This window comes from Micromonospora sp. B9E7, from assembly GCF_039871815.1.
Classification (GTDB): Bacteria; Actinomycetota; Actinomycetes; order Mycobacteriales; family Micromonosporaceae; genus Micromonospora.
The window spans coordinates 303,864-323,507 of sequence record NZ_JBDPLX010000003.1 but is presented as its reverse complement, the minus strand read 5'-3'; the positions used below and the strand labels follow the sequence as shown (position 1 = coordinate 323,507).

18 protein-coding genes and 1 pseudogene are annotated in these 19,644 nt (G+C 70.9%); 12 read left to right on the top strand and 7 right to left on the bottom strand.

The genetic code is table 11. The annotated features are described in order from the left end of the window. Window positions 1-66: 66 nt before the first annotated feature. Window positions 67-783 (bottom strand): aquaporin, encoded by a 717-nt coding sequence (locus ABGB10_RS06710; RefSeq protein WP_347659970.1) that lies wholly within the window; start codon window positions 781-783, stop codon window positions 67-69. A gap of 105 nt (window positions 784-888) precedes the next feature. Between ABGB10_RS06710 and ABGB10_RS06705 the strand changes: the two genes are divergently transcribed. Both ABGB10_RS06705 and ABGB10_RS06700 read left to right on the top strand, forming a co-directional pair. After that, window positions 889-1,962: an NAD(P)-binding domain-containing protein gene (locus ABGB10_RS06705; protein ID WP_347659969.1), complete on the top strand. Its 1,074-nt coding sequence runs from the start codon at window positions 889-891 to the stop codon at window positions 1,960-1,962. Window positions 1,963-2,155: 193 nt separating this feature from the next. Further along, complete coding sequence (locus ABGB10_RS06700; RefSeq protein ID WP_347659968.1) at window positions 2,156-2,437, top strand: adhesin; 282 nt, start codon at window positions 2,156-2,158, stop codon at window positions 2,435-2,437. Between the two features lie 9 nt (window positions 2,438-2,446). Here the strand turns inward: ABGB10_RS06700 and ABGB10_RS06695 are convergent, their stop codons facing one another. After that, on the bottom strand, window positions 2,447-3,514 hold the full coding sequence (locus tag ABGB10_RS06695) for a hypothetical protein (RefSeq protein WP_347659967.1): 1,068 nt from the start codon (window positions 3,512-3,514) through the stop codon (window positions 2,447-2,449). A 91-nt stretch (window positions 3,515-3,605) separates the two neighbouring features. Between ABGB10_RS06695 and ABGB10_RS06690 the strand changes: the two genes are divergently transcribed. The 4 genes from ABGB10_RS06690 to ABGB10_RS06675 all read left to right on the top strand — a co-directional run bounded on the left by ABGB10_RS06690 (window position 3,606) and on the right by ABGB10_RS06675 (window position 8,717). Next, window positions 3,606-4,484, top strand: a complete 879-nt coding sequence (locus tag ABGB10_RS06690) for a sulfotransferase domain-containing protein (RefSeq protein ID WP_347659966.1) — start codon at window positions 3,606-3,608, stop codon at window positions 4,482-4,484. A gap of 371 nt (window positions 4,485-4,855) precedes the next feature. Continuing rightward, the gene (locus tag ABGB10_RS06685; protein WP_347659965.1) at window positions 4,856-5,248 is read left to right on the top strand and encodes a cupin domain-containing protein; all 393 of its coding nucleotides are present in this window, start codon (window positions 4,856-4,858) and stop codon (window positions 5,246-5,248) included. A gap of 48 nt (window positions 5,249-5,296) precedes the next feature. Then, window positions 5,297-7,096, top strand: coding sequence for a glycoside hydrolase family 15 protein (locus ABGB10_RS06680; protein WP_347659964.1), 1,800 nt, complete (start codon window positions 5,297-5,299; stop codon window positions 7,094-7,096). A gap of 259 nt (window positions 7,097-7,355) precedes the next feature. Continuing rightward, window positions 7,356-8,717 (top strand): pectate lyase, encoded by a 1,362-nt coding sequence (locus ABGB10_RS06675; protein WP_347659963.1) that lies wholly within the window; start codon window positions 7,356-7,358, stop codon window positions 8,715-8,717. Between the two features lie 42 nt (window positions 8,718-8,759). Here the strand turns inward: ABGB10_RS06675 and ABGB10_RS06670 are convergent, their stop codons facing one another. Further along, complete coding sequence (locus ABGB10_RS06670; protein WP_347659962.1) at window positions 8,760-9,950, bottom strand: threonine synthase; 1,191 nt, start codon at window positions 9,948-9,950, stop codon at window positions 8,760-8,762. A gap of 14 nt (window positions 9,951-9,964) precedes the next feature. Further along, window positions 9,965-10,198, bottom strand: a pseudogene (locus ABGB10_RS06665) (ATP-dependent DNA ligase); the annotation flags it as partial. Between the two features lie 102 nt (window positions 10,199-10,300). Here ABGB10_RS06665 and ABGB10_RS06660 point away from each other — a divergent pair. The 4 genes from ABGB10_RS06660 to ABGB10_RS06645 all read left to right on the top strand — a co-directional run bounded on the left by ABGB10_RS06660 (window position 10,301) and on the right by ABGB10_RS06645 (window position 13,007). Continuing rightward, window positions 10,301-11,089 carry an aldo/keto reductase gene (locus tag ABGB10_RS06660; protein ID WP_347659961.1) on the top strand — a complete coding sequence of 263 codons (789 nt, stop codon included), beginning with the start codon at window positions 10,301-10,303 and terminating at the stop codon, window positions 11,087-11,089. Between the two features lie 126 nt (window positions 11,090-11,215). Then, a complete protein-coding gene (locus ABGB10_RS06655) occupies window positions 11,216-11,368 on the top strand; it encodes a hypothetical protein (protein WP_347659960.1) in 153 nt (50 codons plus the stop codon). Further along, window positions 11,368-12,333: an N-acetylmuramoyl-L-alanine amidase gene (locus ABGB10_RS06650; RefSeq protein WP_347659959.1), complete on the top strand. Its 966-nt coding sequence runs from the start codon at window positions 11,368-11,370 to the stop codon at window positions 12,331-12,333. Before ABGB10_RS06655 ends, ABGB10_RS06650 begins: the two co-directional genes overlap by 1 nt. Before the next feature lie 83 nt (window positions 12,334-12,416). Next, window positions 12,417-13,007: a hypothetical protein gene (locus ABGB10_RS06645; RefSeq protein WP_347659958.1), complete on the top strand. Its 591-nt coding sequence runs from the start codon at window positions 12,417-12,419 to the stop codon at window positions 13,005-13,007. A gap of 73 nt (window positions 13,008-13,080) precedes the next feature. Here the strand turns inward: ABGB10_RS06645 and ABGB10_RS06640 are convergent, their stop codons facing one another. Beyond that, window positions 13,081-14,205 carry a cellulose binding domain-containing protein gene (locus tag ABGB10_RS06640; protein ID WP_347659957.1) on the bottom strand — a complete coding sequence of 375 codons (1,125 nt, stop codon included), beginning with the start codon at window positions 14,203-14,205 and terminating at the stop codon, window positions 13,081-13,083. A 301-nt stretch (window positions 14,206-14,506) separates the two neighbouring features. Here ABGB10_RS06640 and ABGB10_RS06635 point away from each other — a divergent pair, with 301 nt between their 5' ends. Then, entirely contained in the window at window positions 14,507-15,613 is a 1,107-nt protein-coding gene (locus ABGB10_RS06635; RefSeq protein ID WP_347659956.1) for an FAD-dependent monooxygenase, read from the top strand. Between the two features lie 130 nt (window positions 15,614-15,743). Further along, window positions 15,744-17,504 (top strand): cytochrome c oxidase subunit I, encoded by a 1,761-nt coding sequence (gene ctaD, locus ABGB10_RS06630; RefSeq protein WP_347659955.1) that lies wholly within the window; start codon window positions 15,744-15,746, stop codon window positions 17,502-17,504. A 247-nt stretch (window positions 17,505-17,751) separates the two neighbouring features. Here ctaD and ABGB10_RS06625 read toward each other — a convergent pair whose 3' ends face one another. Further along, window positions 17,752-18,999 carry an MFS transporter gene (locus ABGB10_RS06625; protein WP_347659954.1) on the bottom strand — a complete coding sequence of 416 codons (1,248 nt, stop codon included), beginning with the start codon at window positions 18,997-18,999 and terminating at the stop codon, window positions 17,752-17,754. Between the two features lie 40 nt (window positions 19,000-19,039). Next, window positions 19,040-19,621, bottom strand: a complete 582-nt coding sequence (locus ABGB10_RS06620) for an isochorismatase family protein (protein WP_347659953.1) — start codon at window positions 19,619-19,621, stop codon at window positions 19,040-19,042. Window positions 19,622-19,644: the final 23 nt, after the last annotated feature.

The following is a 19,644-nucleotide window of genomic DNA, read 5'->3' as shown; positions in this document are numbered from 1 at the left end:
GCGCTGATGCTGCCACGAAGATATTCGCCGGAGAAGAGCAGTGCGCGAAAGTTACTGCCAATTGGACTACGTGGGCCGTCCCACCGACTTCTCGTGTCCGCCCCAGTAGTGCCGCTGCGCCCCCATGACCAAGGGCGCGACCAGGGCGGCGAGTGCCCCGCCGAGCAGCGGGAAGACGATGAACACCCAGAGCTGTCGCAGGGCCACGCCGCCCTCGAAGACCGCCGGGCCGAACGCCCGGGCCGGGTTGACCGCCGCGCCGGTCAGCGTCAGACCGACCAGTTGGGTCGCGGCGAGGGCCAACCCGATGGCCACCCCGGCGGTACCCGGGTTCTCGCTGCGGCTGGTCACCACCAGGACGACGAGGACGAACAGGAAGGTCAGCACGACCTCCAGCACCGCCGCGCCACCCCGGTTGATGTGCGCGCCGTAGCCGTTGGTGCCCAGTGCCCCGGTCTGGTCCGCGACGTCACCCCAGCGGGTCAGCGCCCAGAGCACGAAGGCCGCCACCGTCGCGCCGACGAACTGGGCGATCCAGTACGCCACCGCGCCGAGCGCCGAGATCTTTCCGGAGAGCAGCACACCGAGTGTCACCGCCGGGTTGACGTGACTGCCGGAGAGCGGGCCGATCGTGTAGACGAGAGCCAGCATCACGAACCCGAAGGACAACGCGACCACCACGACGCCGCCCTGAACCCGCGCGGCGACGGCGCTGCCCACTCCGAAGAAGACCAGCAGCAGAGTGCCGAGGAACTCGGCCGCGTACCGACGGAAGTCGCTCATCCACTCAGCGTAGGCGCAGGTCAGGAGGTCATTGCTGAAAAGTCTGTGATCGGCGCGACGGTCGATCTCGGGCACAGCGGTGTCGAAGACGGTGTTGTCCACTGCGTGGACACCCACTCTGCGGACGTCGTGGTGATCGGCGCCGGTCAGGCCGGCCTGAGCGCCGGCTACCACCTGCGTCGGACCGGTTTCCTGCCCGGCAGCGGCTTCGTCATTCTCGACGGCGACGACGGGCCGGGAGGGGCCTGGCAGCACCGCTGGCCGACGCTCGTCTTCGACCGGGTGCACGGTTTCCACGACCTGCCCGGGCTGCCGCTCCCGCCCGCCGAGCCCAAGCGCCCGGCGGCCGAGCAGGTGAGCGCCTACTTCGCCACCTACGAGAGGACCTTCGAGCTGCCGGTACGACGGCCGGTGCGGGTCCGCGCGGTGCGTTCCCGCCTGGACGGGCGGCTGGACGTGCGCACCGACCAGGACCGCTGGATCGCCCGGGCTCTGATCAACGCGACCGGCACCTGGACCAGGCCGTTCTGGCCGCACTACCCCGGCCGGGCGTCGTTCCGGGGCCGGCAACTGCACACCGCCGACTACCGGGGGCCGGCCGAGTTCGCCGGCCTGCGGGTGGTGGTTGTCGGTGGGGGCACCTCCGCCGTGCAACTGCTCGGAGAGGTCTCCACCGTCGCGGCGGCCACCACCTGGGTGACCCGTCGACCGCCGGAGTTCCGGGACGAGGAGTTCGGCCCGGAGTTGGGCCGCGCCGCGGTGGCCCGGGTGGACGAGGCGGTACGGGAAGGCCGCCCACCGGGCAGTGTGGTGGGCGTGACCGGGCTGCCGGTCACGCCTGAGGTGCGCCGGCTGCGTGCGCGAGGTGTCCTCGACCGGCTACCCGTGTTCGACCGGATCACACCCGACGGGGTGGCCTGGGCGGACGGGCGGTTCGTCCCGGCGGACGTGATCCTCTGGTGCACCGGCTTCCGTGCCGCCATCGACCACCTCGCCCCGCTGGGCCTGCGCGCACCGGGCGGCGGTATCACGATGGACGGCACCCGGGTGGTCGCCGACGAGAGGGTTCACCTGGTCGGTTATGGCCCCTCGGCCAGCACGATCGGCGCCAACCGGGCCGGCCGCGCGGCGGTCAACGAGATTCGCGCCTGGCTGGCGCCGGCCCCCGCTCTCGACTGACCGGGCTCTATTTGACGGATCGCCGGTCAACGGGCACGGTGGGGGAGACGGGGCCCTCAGCTGCTCCGATCCGATGCGACGGCGACGACCGTTCGCCCCTTCTGTCGCCTCCCAGGTGTGCTCGTACGCGGGCCGGTCATCCGGTCTGCGAGGGTTCCGACCGGGAGCCGAGATTCCACGAGGAGTTCCACTCATGCTCACCATGACCGACAATGCCGTGCTCGTCATCCGTGACCTCGCCAACCAGCAGGACGTCGCCGAGGGCGGCGGAGTGCGGATCGCCGCCGACACCGAGGCCGGGTCGCTCTCCGTGGAGTTGGTGCCCGAGCCGGTGCAGGGCGACCGGGTGGTCGACAACCAGGGCGCCCGGATCTTCCTGGACGAGGATGCCGCCGAACTCCTCGGCGACGCCTCGGTGGACGCCACCGTCGACGACGAGGGCATCATCCAGTTCGGCTTCACCGAGAAGCAGTAACCACCCGTCTCACCGCAGCGAGCGTCCGCGCTGTGGCGGACCGGGCCGGGGGTGCCACCTCGGCGCGGTGTCGCCGTCCGGGCGCAACAGCGTGGCGAGCACGTGCGCCAGGTGGTGTGAGGTGCTCCAGGCTGCCCAGTTGGCGGCCGAGCCGGCACCGGCGCCCCGGCGGGCCCGGCGTAGCAGCTCGTGGTCACCCCAGGAGAACGCCGCCCCGGTGCTCGGCCAGTGTGGTGCCGACACCAGCGTGCGGCACAGGTCGGCGAACCGTTCCTCGCCCCGGCCACCTCGCCGCGCCCAGCGGTAGATCCACCAGCTGCCGTCGTCGGTGTACCGCACCGTCGGCAGGCGGTCACCGGGGTCACCCGTGCCGGGCACGGCCGGGTGGACGCCGTAGTCGCCGTAGTCGACCCCGGCGTCGGCCAGTCGTTGCCAGAGCTGCCAGTCCCAGCGGTCCAGGCGGACCGGCTCGTCGGTGGGCAGCCGGGACAACGTCGGCGGCATCCCGCCCGCTGCCACCGTCACCGACCGCCAGGCATGCCGGCGCGCCCAGTCGAGCAGCCGGCGCACCCGAGGTTCGACCGCCCGCACATCCGCCGGGCAGCACACGTCCCCCGCGTCCACCAGCAGGTCGCACTCCTCCGGGGCGAGGTCGGTGAACCGCCAGACCCGTTCGACGGCGGTGGTGCTTGCGTCCGGCCCGGCCCGGTCCTGTCCGGCCCGCAGACGGATCAGCGCCCGTCGGCCGCACGCCCGTGCCGCCGCGCCGTGCGTGACCAGCCGGTGGTCGCTCTCCGCGAGACCGATGACCGGCACCAGCGGTACGCCCCAACGGCTCAGCTCCGCTGCGCGGCTGTCGGGGAGGGCGCTGACGTCGACGGCCGGCAGTAGCCCGGGTGGTAGCCGGCGCAGACCGTCCAGGATGGATCTGTCGACCACGCCGATCTCCAGGATCGGGGCGACCAGCGCGCTGGCCGTGAGGTCGAGGTGGCTCAGGGCATCCAGCTCACTGCGGCGGCAGGCGAGGATGGGGCGGTAGACCGGTTCCGCCGCCCGGCTCCCGGGGGCGGGCACCATACTTCAATCTAGCCAGGCATGCGCATATGTCACAGCCGATGGAGTCGGAATTCGGCTGCCCGACTGTCACCTCCGCGACTACTCTGCTCCGATGCCTGCGCCGACGCACCGTTACCGATCCGACGACGAGGACAGCGCCCGGTGGGCCGGGTTCCCGTTCCGCGACGGCGACATCGTGATCAGCACCCGGTCCAAGAGCGGCACCACCTGGATGCAGATGATCTGCGCGCTGCTGGTGCTGGGCACCGCGGAGCTGCCGGCACCGCTGAACGTGCTGTCGCCCTGGCTGGACTGGCTGGCCGAGCCCCGTGACGTGGTGTTCGACAAGTTGGCCGCGCAGCCGCACCGGCGGTTCATCAAGACACACACCCCACTGGACGGGGTGCCTCTCGATCCCCGGGTGCACTACGTGGTGGTGGCCCGGCACCCGTTGGACATGGCGGTCTCCCTCTACCACCAGGCAGGCAACCTGGACCGGGTACGCCTCGCCGAGCTGACCGGCCAGCCGGCCCCGGCCGGGCCGACCCGGGAGCGCGTGCCGGTGGAGCAGTGGCTGCGGAGCTGGGTCGAGCAGGAGGTGGACCCACGCGCCGAGCTGGATTCACTGCCCGGGGTGATGCTCCACCTGAACGACGCCTGGGCACGTCGACGCGAGCCGAACGTCGAGCTGGTGCACTACGACGACCTGTTGGCCGACCTGGGCGCTGAGATGCGCCGGCTCGCCGACCGATGGGACCTCCCGAGGCCGGGGCCGGATCTGGTCGAGGCGGCGACCTTCGGTCGGATGCGGGAGCGCGCCGACCGGCTCGCTCCGGACACGCTCGGTGTGCTGCGCAACCGCCGGGCCTTCTTCCGCCAGGGCGGCTCGGGGCAGGGGCGCATCCTGCTGGACGCGCACGCGCAGGCCCGCTACGAGGAGCGCGTGGCCGCGCTGGCACCGCCCGACCTGATCTCCTGGCTGCACCGCTGACCCGCCCCCGTTACCCGCCGACGCTTGCCTCGGCTCCGCCGTCGATCATGGAGTCGTGGTGCCTGATTTGATGTCATCGCAGCTGCTTTGTCACCCACCAGAGCTCCATGATCGACGGGGTGGGGGTGGGGTGGGCAGTAACGAGCGCACGGCGCCGCTCGACCGTGGTCGGAACGTCGCCGCGCTCTGGCCGTCTCCCACCACCGCAGCCGTTCGGCGGTACGCCGGCGGGGACCTGGCTCGACCGGCCGTTCGTGCCGGTCGGGTTGTCGATCCCCGGTCCGTGCGGATCCAAACCCGCCGGACGTGGGGAATTCCACCATCTGTGAGTCCCGGCGTGGCGCGCTGCCGAACGGGGTATGAGCGTCGGCATGGAGCATTTCACGATCGCGACTGTCGCCGAGGAGAGCCCGGATTTCCGGCGGGTGCTGTGGACCGGCGAGCACACCCAGTTGGTCGTCATGACCATCCCCGCCGGTGGCGAGATCGGCGAGGAGGTCCACGACGGCATCGACCAGATCCTGACGTTCGTTAGCGGCGTGGGCGAGGCCCAGGTCGCCGGTGCGAAGCGGAAGGTCGCCGCGGGCGACCTGGTCGTGGTGCCGTCCGGCACCAAGCACAACTTCGTCAACACCGGGCCCAACCCGCTGGTGCTGTACACCGTCTACGGCCCGCCGGAGCACGCCGACCAGGCCGTGCACCGGACCAAGGAGGAGGCCGACGCGGCCGAGGCTGCGGGCGAGGACGAGCCACCGACGGAGTGATCCGGCCGCCGGCTGTCTGATCCGGCCCGACGCGGGTACCCGCGTCGGGTGGAGCAGCAGCCGGCGATCTCCGACTACGGATTCCTCTCGGACTCTCGTTCGGGTGCCCTGGTCGGCAAGGACGGCTCGATCGACTGGTGGTGCCCGCACCGGTTCGACGGGGCGTCCGTCTTCGGGCGGCTGCTCGACCCGGGCGCCGGGCATTTCAAACTGGCACCGGTGGGCGTCGGCGGACCGGGGCATCGGATGGAGCGGGCGTACCTGCCGGACTCCCTGGTGCTGCGGACGGTGCACCACACGCCGCAGGGCAGCGTGGCGGTCACCGACGCTCTCGCCGCCGAGGTCGGGGCCCGTGCGCACGAGCTGGGCAGGAACTCGCCCGCCGTGTTGATCCGAGTGGTGCAGGGGCTGTCCGGGCGGGTACGGATGGCGCTGGACTTCGCGCCCCGACCGGAGTACGGCCTGCTCACGCCGTACCTGCACGAGCAGCCGGACGGCGGGGTGCTGGCCGGCGCGGGCCCGGTGGTGCTGGTGTTGCGCGCCGACGGTCTGCGTCTGCGGGCGGGTGTCGACCGGGTGGACCACGAGTTCGAGATCTCCGCCGGTCAGGTGATCGGGATGGACGTGGCGTTCGGTGAGGCGTACGGCAGCCCGCCGGCCCGGATGGAGCCGTTGGCCACCCTCGCCGAGACGACGCGGGCCTGGCAGGCGTTCCGGGACACGCACGTGTACTCGGGCCGGTACCCCGAGCTCGTCCGGCACAGTGCGACGGTCCTGACCGGCCTCACGTACGCCCGCAGTGGCGCCGTCGCCGCGGCGCTGACCAGTTCGCTGCCGGAGCAGATCGGCGCCGACCGGAACTACGACTACCGGTACTCCTGGCTGCGGGACTTCTCGTTGACGATGCGCGCGCTCTGGGTGGCGGCCTGTCCGGACGAGACGTCCCGCCTGTTCGCCTGGGCGACCCGCTCGATCGGCCGGTTCGGGAACGAACCCGTGCCGGTGCTCTTCGGGTTGGAGGGTGAGCGGGACATCTCCGAGCACCACTGCGATCACCTGCGCGGATACCGCGACAGCAGGCCGGTCCGGGTCGGCAACGACGCTTGGCGGCAGCGGCAGCTCGACGTGCCCGGGGAGGTGATGTCGGCGGTGTGGCGGCTGCGCGACTACCTTGGCGCGCCGTTCGAGGACGAGCTGCGGGAGATGGTGCTCGGGTTGACCGAGCAGGTGGCCGCGACGTGGCGTCTGCCGGACCGGGGCATCTGGGAGACCCGGGGCGAGGAGCGTCACTACGTCTCGTCCAAGGTGTCCTGCTGGCTGGCGCTGGACCGGGCGGTGGGGCTCGCCGACCGGCTCGGCGACCGGGCCGACCCGCGTCGCTGGGCCGCGGTACGCGACGAGATCCGCGACGCCGTGCTGCGGGAGGGGTGGAACGACCGGATCGGGGCGTTCACCGGCGCGTTCGGGTCGGCGGAGCTGGACGCCTCGGTGCTCGTCATGCCGGTGGCGCGTTTCCTGCCGGCCACCGACCCACGGATGCGCTCCACCATCGAGATGGTCGAGCGTGAGCTGGGCACCGAGGGCGGGTTGCTGCGGCGGTGGACGACCGACCCGGCCGGCTTCCTGCTGTGCTCGTTCTGGCTGGTGGAGTGCCTGGTGATGGCGGGTGAGCCGAAGCGGGCCGAGGCGCTGTTCGAGCGGGTGGTCGGGTACTCCAACGACGTGGGGCTGTTCAGCGAGCAGATCGACCTGACCACCGGGATGCAGCTCGGCAACACCCCGCAGGCGCTCTCGCACATCGGGTTGATCAACGCGGCCTGGCGGTTGACCGAGCCGGACAGTTTCTGATCGGTCGGAGACTTCTCCCCGGTCGAAATCCTGCAACAGACCTGCAAGCGCAAGGCATTGACGATGATGCTTGCGCAGTCCTAGCCTCGAAGCAGCGGGAAAGCCCTTTCCCAAGGTCTTTTCTCCCGCTTCACCCCGCTTCGGCTTCGGGCATCCGACCGGGGGCACCCACCGATCCCAGGCGAAGGCACCGCCGTGTCGACACGTCCCCAGGCGGGCCGTCGAGGGATCGCCACCACATGCGTCAAGGAGGACAACTGTGCAGAAGAGACGATCCCCCGGCCGACGACCACTCCTGCTGGCGGTGGGCGTCGGCGTGACCGTGACAGCCCTCGCCGCCGGGATGACCTCGGCCTTCGCGGCCACCGTCTTCAGCGACGACTTCAACGACGGCAACACGTCCGGCTGGTCCAAGTCCGGCGGCACCTGGACGGTCGACGGCTCGGGTGTGCTCAACCAGTCCAACGCCGGCAGCGAGCTGGCCCGGCAGTTCGCCGGCCAGACCAGTTGGACCGACTACTCCGTGCAGGCTCGGGTCCGGCCGGCGAGCTTCGGCTCGTCCACCGCCCTGGTGGGGCTCGCCGCACGGTCCACCAGCAGCACCAAGATGTACCGGCTGGCCCTGCTGGGCTCCGGTCGGGCCGAGCTACAGGCGGTCAACGGCAGCTCCGTCACCGCGATCGGCTCCGCGTCGCTGGGCGTCGGCACCGGCACCTGGTACGCCCTGCGCATCGAGGCCAGCGGCAGCACCATCCGCGGCTTCGTCAACGGCACGCAGATCGCCTCCGGCAGCAACAGCCTGACCGGGGCAGGCCGGATCGGCCTGGTCACCGCGTACGCCAGCGGCGGCTTCGACGACGTGCTGGTCGACTCCTCCGGGGGCGGCACGCCGACCACGCCGCCCACCACCACGCCGCCGCCGACCAGTCCGCCACCGACCACGCCGCCGCCGGCAGGCTGGCCGACGCCCACCGGCAGCCAGAAGGTGGACGCCACGATCCCCGTGTCCGGGAGCTTCGACGGCGGGCTCAAGCGCTACTACGGCATCGGTGACGGCGGGCAGAGCGAGAGCCAGGACCCGATGTTCGAACTGGCCGCCGGCGCCACCCTCCGCAACGTGGTCATCGGCGCTCCGGCCGGCGACGGTGTGCACTGCGAGGGCAACTGCACCCTGATCAACGTCTGGTGGGAGGACGTCGGCGAGGACGCCGCCACCTTCCGGGGCGGCACCACCTACACCGTCGACGGCGGCGGCGCCCGCTCGGCCAGCGACAAGGTCTTCCAGCACAACGGCTCGGGCACCGTCTACATCAAGAACTTCCGGGTGGAGAACGCCGGCAAGCTCTACCGCGCCTGCGGCAACTGTTCGACGTCGTACCAGCGGCACGTGGTGATCGACAACGTGACCGTCCGGAACACCGACGCGATCGCCGGCATCAACACCAACTGGGGCGACACCGCCCGGTTCAGCCGGATCACCATCGTCGGCGACCCGGACCGGGAGACGTCGATCTGCGTCAAGTACAAGGGCGTACCGAAGGGCAGCGAGCCGACCGAGATCGGCGAGGGCGCGGACGGGGTCAACTGCCTCTACTCACCCTCCGACATCACCTACCAGTAGGCACCGCACGCCGGCACCCCGCAGCCCGTGGGGTGCCGGCTCTCACCCCAGCACGGGTACGCCGGACACGTCGACGGTGTCCGGATACTTCAGTCCGGCCCCGGTGTTGAGCACCACCACCCGTTCGCCGGCCCGGATCCACCCGCCGGCGCGCAGTTGCCGCGCCGCCGTGAGGCAGGCCGCGCCCTCCGGGCAGAGCAGCAACCCCTCCCGGCCGGCGAACTCCCGAAGGTCGGTCAGCAGGTCCGCGTCGTCGACGGCCACGGCCGTGCCGGACGACTCCCGCAACGCCGCCAGGATCAGCTCGTCGCCCAACGGGGCCGGCACGGTGATGCCGAACGCCACCGTGTGCGCGTCCTCCCACGGCTGCGCCCGATCCTCACCGGCGGCGAACGCCCGCACGATCGGCGCGCAGCCGGTCGACTGCACCGCCACCAGTCGGGGCAGCTTGTCGCCGACCCAGCCCAGCTCGCGCAGCTCGTGCATCGCCTTGTGGATTCCGATCAGGCCGACACCGCCGCCCGTCGGGTAGACGATGACGTCCGGGATCTGCCAGCCGAGCTGCTCGACGATCTCGTACCCCATCGTCTTCTTGCCCTCGAGCCGGTAGGGCTCGCGCAACGTGCCGGCGTCGAAGATCGTCCCGTTCGACTCCGCGATCAGCTCCGCCACCCGTCGACCGGCGTCGCCGATCAGCCCGTCGACCAGGCGCAGGTCGGCGCCGGCGGCGACGCACTCGCGTCGGCAGATGCTCGGCGCGTCCAGCGGCATGACGATGGTGGCGCCCATTCCGGCCCGCGCGGCGTACGTGGCCCAGGCCGACCCGGCGTTGCCGTTGGTGGGCATGGCGATCCGCTCGACGCCCAGCTCGCGGGCCCGGCTCACCCCGACCGCCGCGCCGCGTGCCTTGAACGAGCCGGTCGGGATCAACCCCTCGTCCTTGATCATGAGGTCCGTGATGCCGATCTCGGCGCCGTACGCCGGGGCGCGCAGCAGCGGCGTCCAGCCCTCACCGAGCGTCGTGACGTGCCGTGGATCGCCGACCGGCAGCAGCTCCCGGTAGCGCCACAGGTCGGCCGGGCGCAGCGGAAAGCGTTCCGGGGTGACCGCCTTCGCCACCGCCGGCAGGTCGTAGCGGGCCAGCACCGGGGAACCGCACTCGCAGAGGTTCTGCAACTGGTCGGCGGCATGCTCCCGCCCGCAGCGCGGGCAGTCCAGGTGGGTCAGGTACACGTCGCTCCTCGCCGTCAGACCGGGTCGACGCTCAGCCGGTGCCGGCTGAGCCGTCCCGGCTCGTGGACCGAGTCCAGCCGCGTGGCGACCACGGCCGGCAGACCTTGCTCCTGCCCGGCGCGCAGGGCCTCGTCGCCCGCGCCGGGGAACCACGGCGGAGTCTGCCAGTGCGCACCCGCCAAGGCCAGCCCATCGAGCAGTTCCCGGCGTTGCGCGTACGGCACGTCGACGCTGCTCACGCCCCCCAGCGCGGCACACCCACATTCTCCGGCGAACCGGACCATCGCGTTGGCCGCCGGAGTGTCCGGTTCGCTCGGCGGCAGACGGCTCGGCGGGGTAGAACGGACCTCATGGACCTCACCGACCAGCCCGCCGTCCTGCTCCCCGGTGACGTGCGGATGCCCCTGCTCGGCTTCGGCACCTGGCAGGCCACCGGCCAGGCCGGCTACGACGCCGTGCTGGCCGCGCTCGACACCGGCTACCGGCACATCGACACCGCGACCGTGTACGGCAACGAGCGGGAGGTCGGCCGGGCGGTGCGGGAGAGCGGGCTGCGCCGAGAGGACGTCTTCATCACCACCAAGCTCCCGCCGAACCGGGTGGGTCAGGAGCGCGCGACCCTGGAGGCCAGTCTGGAGGCGCTCGGCGTCGACCACGTGGACCTCTGGTTGATCCACTGGCCGCCGTCGTCGCCGACGGACAGCATCCCGCTGTGGCGCGAGTTGTTGGCCGCCCGCGACGAGAACCTGACCCGGGCGATCGGCGTCAGCAACTACAGCACCGGGCAGATCGACGAGTTGATCCAGTCGACCGAGGAGAACCCGGCGGTCAACCAGATCGAGTGGAGCCCGTCGTTGTACGACCGGCAGCGGCACGCCGAGCACCGGGACCGGGGAGTGGTGCTGGAGGGGTACAGCCCGTTCAAGACCAGCGACCTCAGTGACCCGGTGCTGACCAGGATCGCGGCGGCGCACGGCGTCTCGCCGGCGCAGGTGGTGCTGCGCTGGCACATCGACCACGAGATCGTGGCGATTCCGAAGTCGGTGACGCCAGAGCGGATCACCGCCAACTTCGACGTCTTCCACTTCTCCCTGACCGCGGAGGAGATGCGCGACATCGACGCGCTCGGCGACGCCTGAATCGGCGATTTCCTTCAGATACTGCCTGGGTGATGAAGGGTATCGACATCGACGTTCATGACGGTATAGCGTGCCCGTCATCACGATCGTCGATCCGTTCGTGCCCGCCGTCGCTGGAGGATCGCCATGACCCGATCACCATCCATCCGTCTACGCCGCCGCGGGGTGCTCGGCATCCCCGCCCTGGTGGTCGCCGCGCTTACCGTCATCGCCCGACCCACCCCGGCGAGCGCCGCGCCGAAGGCCGAGTGCCTCGCCGACCTGCTCCAGGACGCCTGATGGCGACCATTCCCTGGCTCGTGGACGTGCTGCGCGGCGCCGGGGTCCAGGTCGTGGTCGAGGGCGACTGGCTCAACCGGATGCGGCCCGGCTCCTTCGACCCGATCGGCGTGCTCTGGCACCACACCGCCTCCACCAGCAGCGCCAGCAACCCGCATCCGGCGCTCGGCATCTGCATCAACGGCCGATCCGACCTGCCCGGACCGCTGTGCCAGGCGCTCGTCGACTACCACGGCGTCTTCCACGTCATCTCCGCCGGCCGCTGCAACCACGCCGGCGTCAGCGGCGGCAGCGGGCCGATCCCGTCGGGGGACGGCAACACCCTGATGATCGGGTGGGAGATCGACTACAACGGCGTCAACCAGGAGATGACCGCTGCGCAGTACAACGCGTCGATCGCCGCCACCGCCGCCGTGCTCACCCGCCTCGGCCGGGACAGCAGCTACGCCCGGGGGCACCGGGAGACCAGCACCACCGGCAAGATCGACCCCTCCTTCATCGACCTGAACGTGATGAGGGCCGACGTCGCGGCGAAGATGGCCGGCAGCGGCACGGCGTGGTCCGCCACCGTGGACAACACCACCGCGGGACGGTTCGCCGCCAGCGCCAACTGGGGTGTCTCGACGTACTCCAGTCAGCGCTACGGCGCCGACTACCGGTACGCCGATCCGGTGGCCGCCAGCGACCCCGCCTGGTACCGGTTCAACGTGCCGGCGGCGGGCAACTACCGGGTCGAGGCCTGGTGGCCGACGAACAGCGGCTACAACAGCGCCACCCCGTACATCGTCGCCACCAGCGCCGGCAACCGGACCGTCTACGTCGACCAGCGGGTGACCGGCGGGCAGTGGCGGGTCCTCGGCACGTTCGCACTGCCGGCCGGTGACGCCAACCGGGTGGCGGTGAGCCGGTGGAGCAACGCCACCGGTCTGGTGATCGCCGACGCCGTACGCCTCACCCGGGTCTGACCGCGTCCGTCGCCCGACAGAATCGGGCGGCGGATGTCGGTTCGTTGATCTAAGGTCATCGCTCCGCCTCAGTAAGGAGCAACGTGATCCACTTCCGCACCATCCTGGCGACCGGCATGACCGTCGCCGCGACGGTCACTCTGTTCGCCGGCCCGGCGCAGGCCGACAGCGTCAGCCGCCACGCACACGCCCACTTCGACGGCGACGGCAGCATGTTCGTCGACGTGACCCGGCCTGCGGTCGGCGACACCGTCGTCGACGTCGAGTGGCAGAAGAGCGCGTGTGGCGTCACCGACGGCGTTTACGGCTGCGACAGCGTCTCCCGCCGCGCGTACGACGTGCCGGTCACCCGCTTCTCGTTCTCGTTGACCGGTGCGAAGCTCACCGCGACGGTGCCCTACCTGGAGTCTCGGCAGCACTGCGACATCGTCGACGGGGACGAGATCTGCGGTGAGCGGCAGGAGAGCTCGGGCAGCACCGTCCTCAAGGTCACCTGGGTGGCCAACGACGAGCCGCTCCAGCGTGAGCGGTGGACGGGTGATGACGGCACCGTCCACATCACCACGTCCGCCTGGACGACCGTCTCGGGCAGCGGGTTCGGCAGCACGTACGACGATCCGGCGACCAGCTTCGGCAAGCTGTCCCGGTCGCGGGCCATCCCGCCGGCCGCCTGAGCGGACCGGGATGACACCAGGACCGTGCGGTGGTGACCAATTGATCACCACCGCACGGCCCTGGCCGTGTCGCTCAGTTACGCGAGCAGGTGGCCCCGTTGAGCGAGAAGCTCGTCGGTGACGAGTACGACCCGTTCAGCGTCCCCTGATATCCGAAGCTGGCCGTGCCGCCCGGCGCGATGGACCCGTTGTGGCCGACGTTGCGGGCGGTCACCGCGGACCCGCTCTGGCTGACCGTGGCGTTCCACGCGTTGGTGACGGTCTGCCCGCCGGGCAGGCTGTAGTTCAGCGTCCAGCCGTTGATCGCGCTGGACCCGGTGTTGGTGACCTGCACGTCGGCGGTGAAGCCGTTGTTCCACGAGTTCGCCGTGTACTTCACCGCGCAGCTCGCGCCGCCGCTCGGCGGCGGGGTGGTCGGCGGCGGGTTGGTGGGGTTGCCACCACCGTTGACGTTCGCCGAGAACGACGTCACGGCCAGGCCGACGCCACCCTGCCACGGCTCGAAGCCGGCCTGGATGCTGGTCAGGTACCAGGAGTTGGTGATCGCGCCACGGTTGCGGGTGTCGTTGATGAAGTCCAGCACGCTGAAGTTCAGGCTGGAGATCGCCGACGACGCGACGTAGGAGATGACGTTGTTGGAGCCGTTGCTGCCCCGCCAGACCTCCCAGGTGCGGCCGGCGAGGTTGGTGGTGCCGACCACCGAGCCGATGGGCTGGATCGGGCCCTGCCGGTTGAGCCAGATCATGATCTCCATCTGGTTCACCCCGTCCCGCTTGGGAGACGGGTCCAACCAGATGTCGTACGACGCGTTGTAGGTGGCCCCGCTGACGTACCGGTAGGAAATGCTGCTGGTCGCACTGCTGATCTGGGACACCTGGATCGGCAGGTTCGTGCCGGGGGAGCAGTTGGTGTAGTGACAACCGAAGAACACCGAGGGGTACGCCGTGGGCGCGCCGTTGGTCGGGCTGCTGCCGTTCAGGGTGGTGATCTCGAAGCCGTTGTTGGTGACGTTGATGCACTGCTGGGCGGTGGTGCCCCAGCGGTTGTTCTGCACCACGTACCGGCCCTGGATGACGGCCGAACCGTACTGCTCACAGATCTGGGTGTCGGCAGAGGCGCTGCCGCCGAGGGCCACGGCCACCAGTGAGCTGGTGAGGAGGAGCCCGGCGGCGGCCAGGGCCCGAAGTTGACGTTTCATGACGCTCCTTGACTCGGCGCGTGCCGGGCGCCGGATGTGGTGGGGTGGTGCGGGAGCGCTCCCACGCTCAACGACACATTTACATGCTTGAAACTAAGGCGCAACTGCATGAGTCAAACTGGCGAATTGTGAGGATTGCCACGCCCCCGCCGGATGGCCGCCACCGGACGGCCAGCTAAGCACCGCGAGCCGCCGACGAGCGTCGTCGAGCCGGCCGATCGGGGCCTGGCGTGGGCCAATAGCTCCGAGTAGCGTGTTGCCTCCAACGCGTTCCGCTCCCCCTCCGGAGGCGTACACCACCATGGGTGGCTCCCCCCTGCGCATCCTCGTCGTCGGCGCGGGCATCGCCGGCCTGGCCGTGGCCCGGGCGCTGCGCCTGGCGGGCTTCCGGCCGGACGTCACCGACAAGCTGCCGCCGGGGGAGTCCACCGAAACCGGCCTCTACCTGCCCGGCAACGCCGCCCGCGCGCTGCACCGGCTCGACCTGCACGACCCGGTCCGTCCGCTGGGGCAGGTGATCCGCCGGCAGCGGTTCTTCGACGCCGCAGGTTCGCCGCTCTGCGAGGTCGACCTCGACGCCCTCTGGGCCGGCGTCGGCGAGTGCCGGGCGCTGCCCCGCGCCGACCTGCACCGGGTGCTGCTCAGCGGCGCCGGCGGCGCCGTCCGGCATGGCGCCGAGGTCCGCACGCTGGAACTGCTGCCGGGCGCGGTCGGCGTCACCTTCACCGACGGCACCACCACCGAGTACGACCTGGTCATCGGCGCCGACGGTCCACGCTCCTCGGTGCGGGCGCTGGCCGCGCTCGGGGGGCCGCCCCGCCCGGTCGGACAGGTGGTCTACCGCGCCGTGCTGCGCGACGGCCCACCGGTCGCCGAGTGGACCGCCCTGCTCGGCCAGCGCTCCGGCTTCCTGATGGTGCCGATGGGCGCCGGGCGACTGCACCTGTACGCCGACGAGGCCGGCACCGAGGAGCCCGCCGAGCCGTTGGCCCGGTTGCGTGAACTCTTCGCCGACTACCGGGGCCCGGTGCCCGAGGTGCTGGCCGCGCTCGACGACGTGCACGTCGGGATCACCGACGAGGTGGAGTTGGGCCGCTGGCACCGGGGACGCGTGCTGCTGGTCGGCGACGCCGCGCACGCCACCGCGCCCACCCTGTCCCAGGGTGCGGCGATGGCCCTGGAGGATGCGGTGGTGCTGGCCGAGTCACTGCGTGCCGCCAACAGCGTGGAGGCGGCCCTGGTGGCGCACGAGAGTCGTCGCCGTCCGCGTACCCGATGGGTGCGGGACCGGACCCGGGACCGCAACCGGACCAGGGACGTGCCGCCGGCGCTGCGCGACCCGCTGCTGCGCGGACGCGGCGGCCGGATCTTCGGTGAGCACTACCGGTTGCTGCTCGGCCCGCTGTAGGCCCGTTGTAGATCGTGTCACGCCACCCCACGCGGCGCTGCGACCTGCCGGGGACTATCCTCCTTGCGGATGACGGCCCGCCGATAACCAGCGTGTGCCGAGCGGGACAACCGAGAACCGGAGGCCACTCGTGACCACCGTCGCACCCAAGCCGGTCGTGACCCGGCCCTGGCCGGTCCGGGAGCCGGTCAAGGGGTCGGCCATCGCGCGGCTGCTGCGAACCACGGACGCGAAGCAAATCGGGATCATGTACATGGTCACCGCGTTCGTGTTCTTCATGATCGGTGGCCTGATGGCCCTGATCATGCGGGCTGAGCTGGCCCGACCCGGGCTGCAGTTCCTGTCGCCCGAGCAGTACAACCAGCTCTTCACGATGCACGGCACGATCATGTTGCTGTTCTTCGCGACGCCGATCGTGTTCGCCTTCGCGAACTACATCGTGCCGATCCAGATCGGCGCGCCCGACGTCTCCTTCCCCCGACTGAACAGCTTCGCCTACTGGCTGTACCTGTTCGGCGGCACGATGGCGACCGCCGGTTTCCTCACCCCGGGTGGTGCCGCCGACTTCGGCTGGTTCGCGTACGCGCCGCTGAGCAGCGTCGAACACTCGCCCGGCGTCGGCGCCAACATGTGGATCATGGGTCTGGCCATCTCCGGTCTGGGCACCATCCTCGGCGCGGTGAACATGATCACCACGGTGCTGACCCTGCGCGCGCCCGGCATGACCATGTTCCGGATGCCGATCTTCACGTGGAACATCCTGGTCACCAGCCTCCTGGTGATCCTGGTCTTCCCGCTGCTGGCCGCCGCGCTCTTCGCGCTCGCCGCGGACCGCATCCTCGGTGCCCACGTGTACGACCCCGCGACCGGCGGGCCGATGCTCTGGCAGCACCTGTTCTGGTTCTTCGGGCACCCCGAGGTGTACATCGTCGCGCTGCCGTTCTTCGGCATCATCAGCGAGGTCATCCCGGTCTTCTCCCGCAAGCCGATCTTCGGTTACAAGGGTCTGGTCGCCGCGACCGTCGCGATCGCCGCGCTCTCGATGAGCGTCTGGGCGCACCACATGTTCGCCACCGGCCAGGTGCTGCTGCCGTTCTTCAGCTTCCTGAGCTACCTGATCGCCGTGCCGACCGGTATGAAGTTCTTCAACTGGATCGGCACCATGTGGCGGGGCCAGATCAGCTTCGAGACGCCCATGCTCTGGGCGGTCGGCTTCCTGGTCACCTTCCTCTTCGGTGGTCTGACCGGTGTGCTGCTGGCCAGCCCGCCGATCGACTTCCACGTGTCGGACTCGTACTTCGTGGTGGCGCACTTCCACTACGTGCTCTTCGGCACGATCGTGTTCGCGGTGTTCGCCGGCATCTACTTCTGGTTCCCGAAGATGTTCGGCCGGATGCTCGACGAGCGGCTGGGCAAGGTGCACTTCTGGCTCACCATGATCGGCTTCCACACCACGTTCCTGGTGCAGCACTGGCTCGGCAACGAGGGCATGCCCCGTCGGTACGCCGACTACCTGCCCGGTGACGGCTTCACCACGCTGAACATGATCTCCACGATCGGCGCGTTCATCACCGGTATCTCCACGCTGCCGTTCATCTACAACTGCTGGAAGTCGTACAAGACCGGCCCGGTGGTCGAGGTGAACGACCCCTGGGGTCACGGCAACTCGCTCGAGTGGGCGACCAGCAGCCCGCCGCCGCTGCGCAACTTCGACCGGATGCCCCGCATCCGCTCCGAGCGGCCGGCGTTCGACGCGAAGTTCCCGGAACTGGCCGCCGGCGGCCAGAGCCTGGCCGGCCCGCCGGAGGGTGGTTCGAAGCCGCTCACCAGCGAGTCGGACGGCGGGGCCAGCTACCGCGAGGACACCGCCAGCGACATCGACCGGCACTGACGCTCAGGTTCAGCAGTACGAAGGGCGCCGCCCCCGGGACCACCCCGGGAGCGGCGCCCTTCGCCATTGCCAGCTCTTCCCCGCACGGGCCTCCGCGGCGGTCGCAGTCGGGTCGGGGGTTGCGGCGGTGGTCGCGGTGCTGCGGTGCTGCGGTGCTGCGGTGCGGCGGTGCGGCGAGGGAGGAGGGGCGAGGGGTGAGGCGAGGGGGTGAGAGGTGTGGCTTTGTCCGTTGAGGGGGGCGCAGCCGTCAGTGGGCGACGGGGGTGAGGTCCACCTCGACGGGCGGCGGGGTGGCCGCAGCGACACGGCGGCGACGCAGTTCGATCGGGAGCACCACCAGGGTGACCAGCGCGCCGAGCGCTCCGGTGACCACGAAACCCCAGATCGGCGAGCTGGCGTCGATCACCGCGCCGGCGAGCGGCGCACCGATCGCGATGCCGACGGTGACCGCGGACCCGTGCAGCCCCATCGCCTCACCGCGTACCGGCGCGGGGACCAGGCGGCTGACCGCGTCGGAGCCGGCCGCGATGGTCGGCGCGCACAGCGCGCCGGCAGGGATCAGCGCCAGGCACAGCAGCCACCAGTGCGCACCGCCCAGCCCGACCGGGATGGTGCACAGGGCGAGCGCGGCGGTCAACGCCAGTGGGGAGAACGAGCGGTGCACAGCCCCGTAGGCGAACCCTCCGGCCAGCGAGGCGACCGCCCAGATGGCCAGCACCGCGCCGGTCCAGCCGACCTCACCGCTGGCCCGCAGCACGGCGACCACCGCCACGTCGGTGCCGCCGAGCACCAGGGTCGCCGCGGCGCTGAGTGCCAGTACGGCGAGCAGTCGGGGAGTCAGCCACTCCCGGCGAGGCACCCGCTGGGGTGGGCCGCTGGGCTCTGCGGTGGCTTCGCGGATCGGCGGGTTGACCAGCCACAGGGCGATTCCGGCCGCGACGATGCCCCCGCCGACCAGGTACATGGTGGTCTGCGCGGAGATCGCGGTGACCAGAGCGACGGCCAACGCCGGGCCGATCATGAACGACAGCTCCACCGACATCGAGTCCAGCGCGTACGCCGGGCGGCGCTGCTCCTCAGGGACCAGTGCGGCGATCGACTGACGGACCACGGAGAAGATCGGCAGGGCCAGGGAGCCGGCCACGAAGGCAGCCGGCAGCAGCAGGGGGTACGGCAGTGACGGCGCGGTGGACCAGAAGATCGCCTCGGCGATGCCGGTGAGCACCAGGACCGGGCGTAGACCCCGACGGTCCACAAGTCGGCCGAGAATCGGCCCGCCGATCGCCGCGCCCACGGTGACCGCCGCACCCACCAGGCCGGCGGCCCCGTAACCGCGATGGAGGTCGAACACCACGTGGAAGGTCAGCGTCACCCCGGTCGCGGTGAGCGGGATGCGGGCGAGGACGGCCACCACCAGCAGCGACCGCAGGCCGGGCAGCGCGAGCGCTTGCCGGTAAGGCTTCATGTTCACGTGGGTCCGTACCTCCGGCGTCATCCTCGACCGGAGACGGCCCGATGGCCAACCATTTACGCTCTCATGCGGCCCTGATCACAGGGTCCCCGTGCAGAGTCACCCCGGCACCCTCCATCGCGCGAAGCGCCACGTCGGTGGTCGCCGGGGCGACGGCCGCGGTCAGCTCCAGCAGCACGGTGGTGGCGAACCCCTCCCGGGCGGCGTCCAGCGCGGTCGCCCGCACGCAGTGGTCGGTGGCGATGCCGACCACGTCGACCCGGTCCACGTCGTGCCGGCGCAGCCAGTCGGCCAGGCACTCGCCGTCGGCGGCGTGCCCCTCGAACCCGGAGTACGCCGCCGCGTGCTCGCCCTTGTGGAAGATCGCCTCGACCCGGCCGGTGTCGAGCTCGGGGTGGAACTCGGAGCCGCTGGTGCCGACCACGCAGTGCCGGGGCCAGGACTCCACGAAGTCCGGCGGATCGCCGAAGTGCGCACCCGGGTCGACGTGGTAGTCCTTGGTGGCGACGATGTGCGTCCACCGGTCCGGCTCGCTGGCGAGCAGCCGGGAGATGCCCGAGGCCACCCCCGCGCCGCCTGCGACGGCCAACGAGCCGCCCTCGCAGAAGTCGTTCTGCACGTCCACGATGATCAGCGCGTTGGCCATCGGGGGATTCCTCTCAAGGTCCG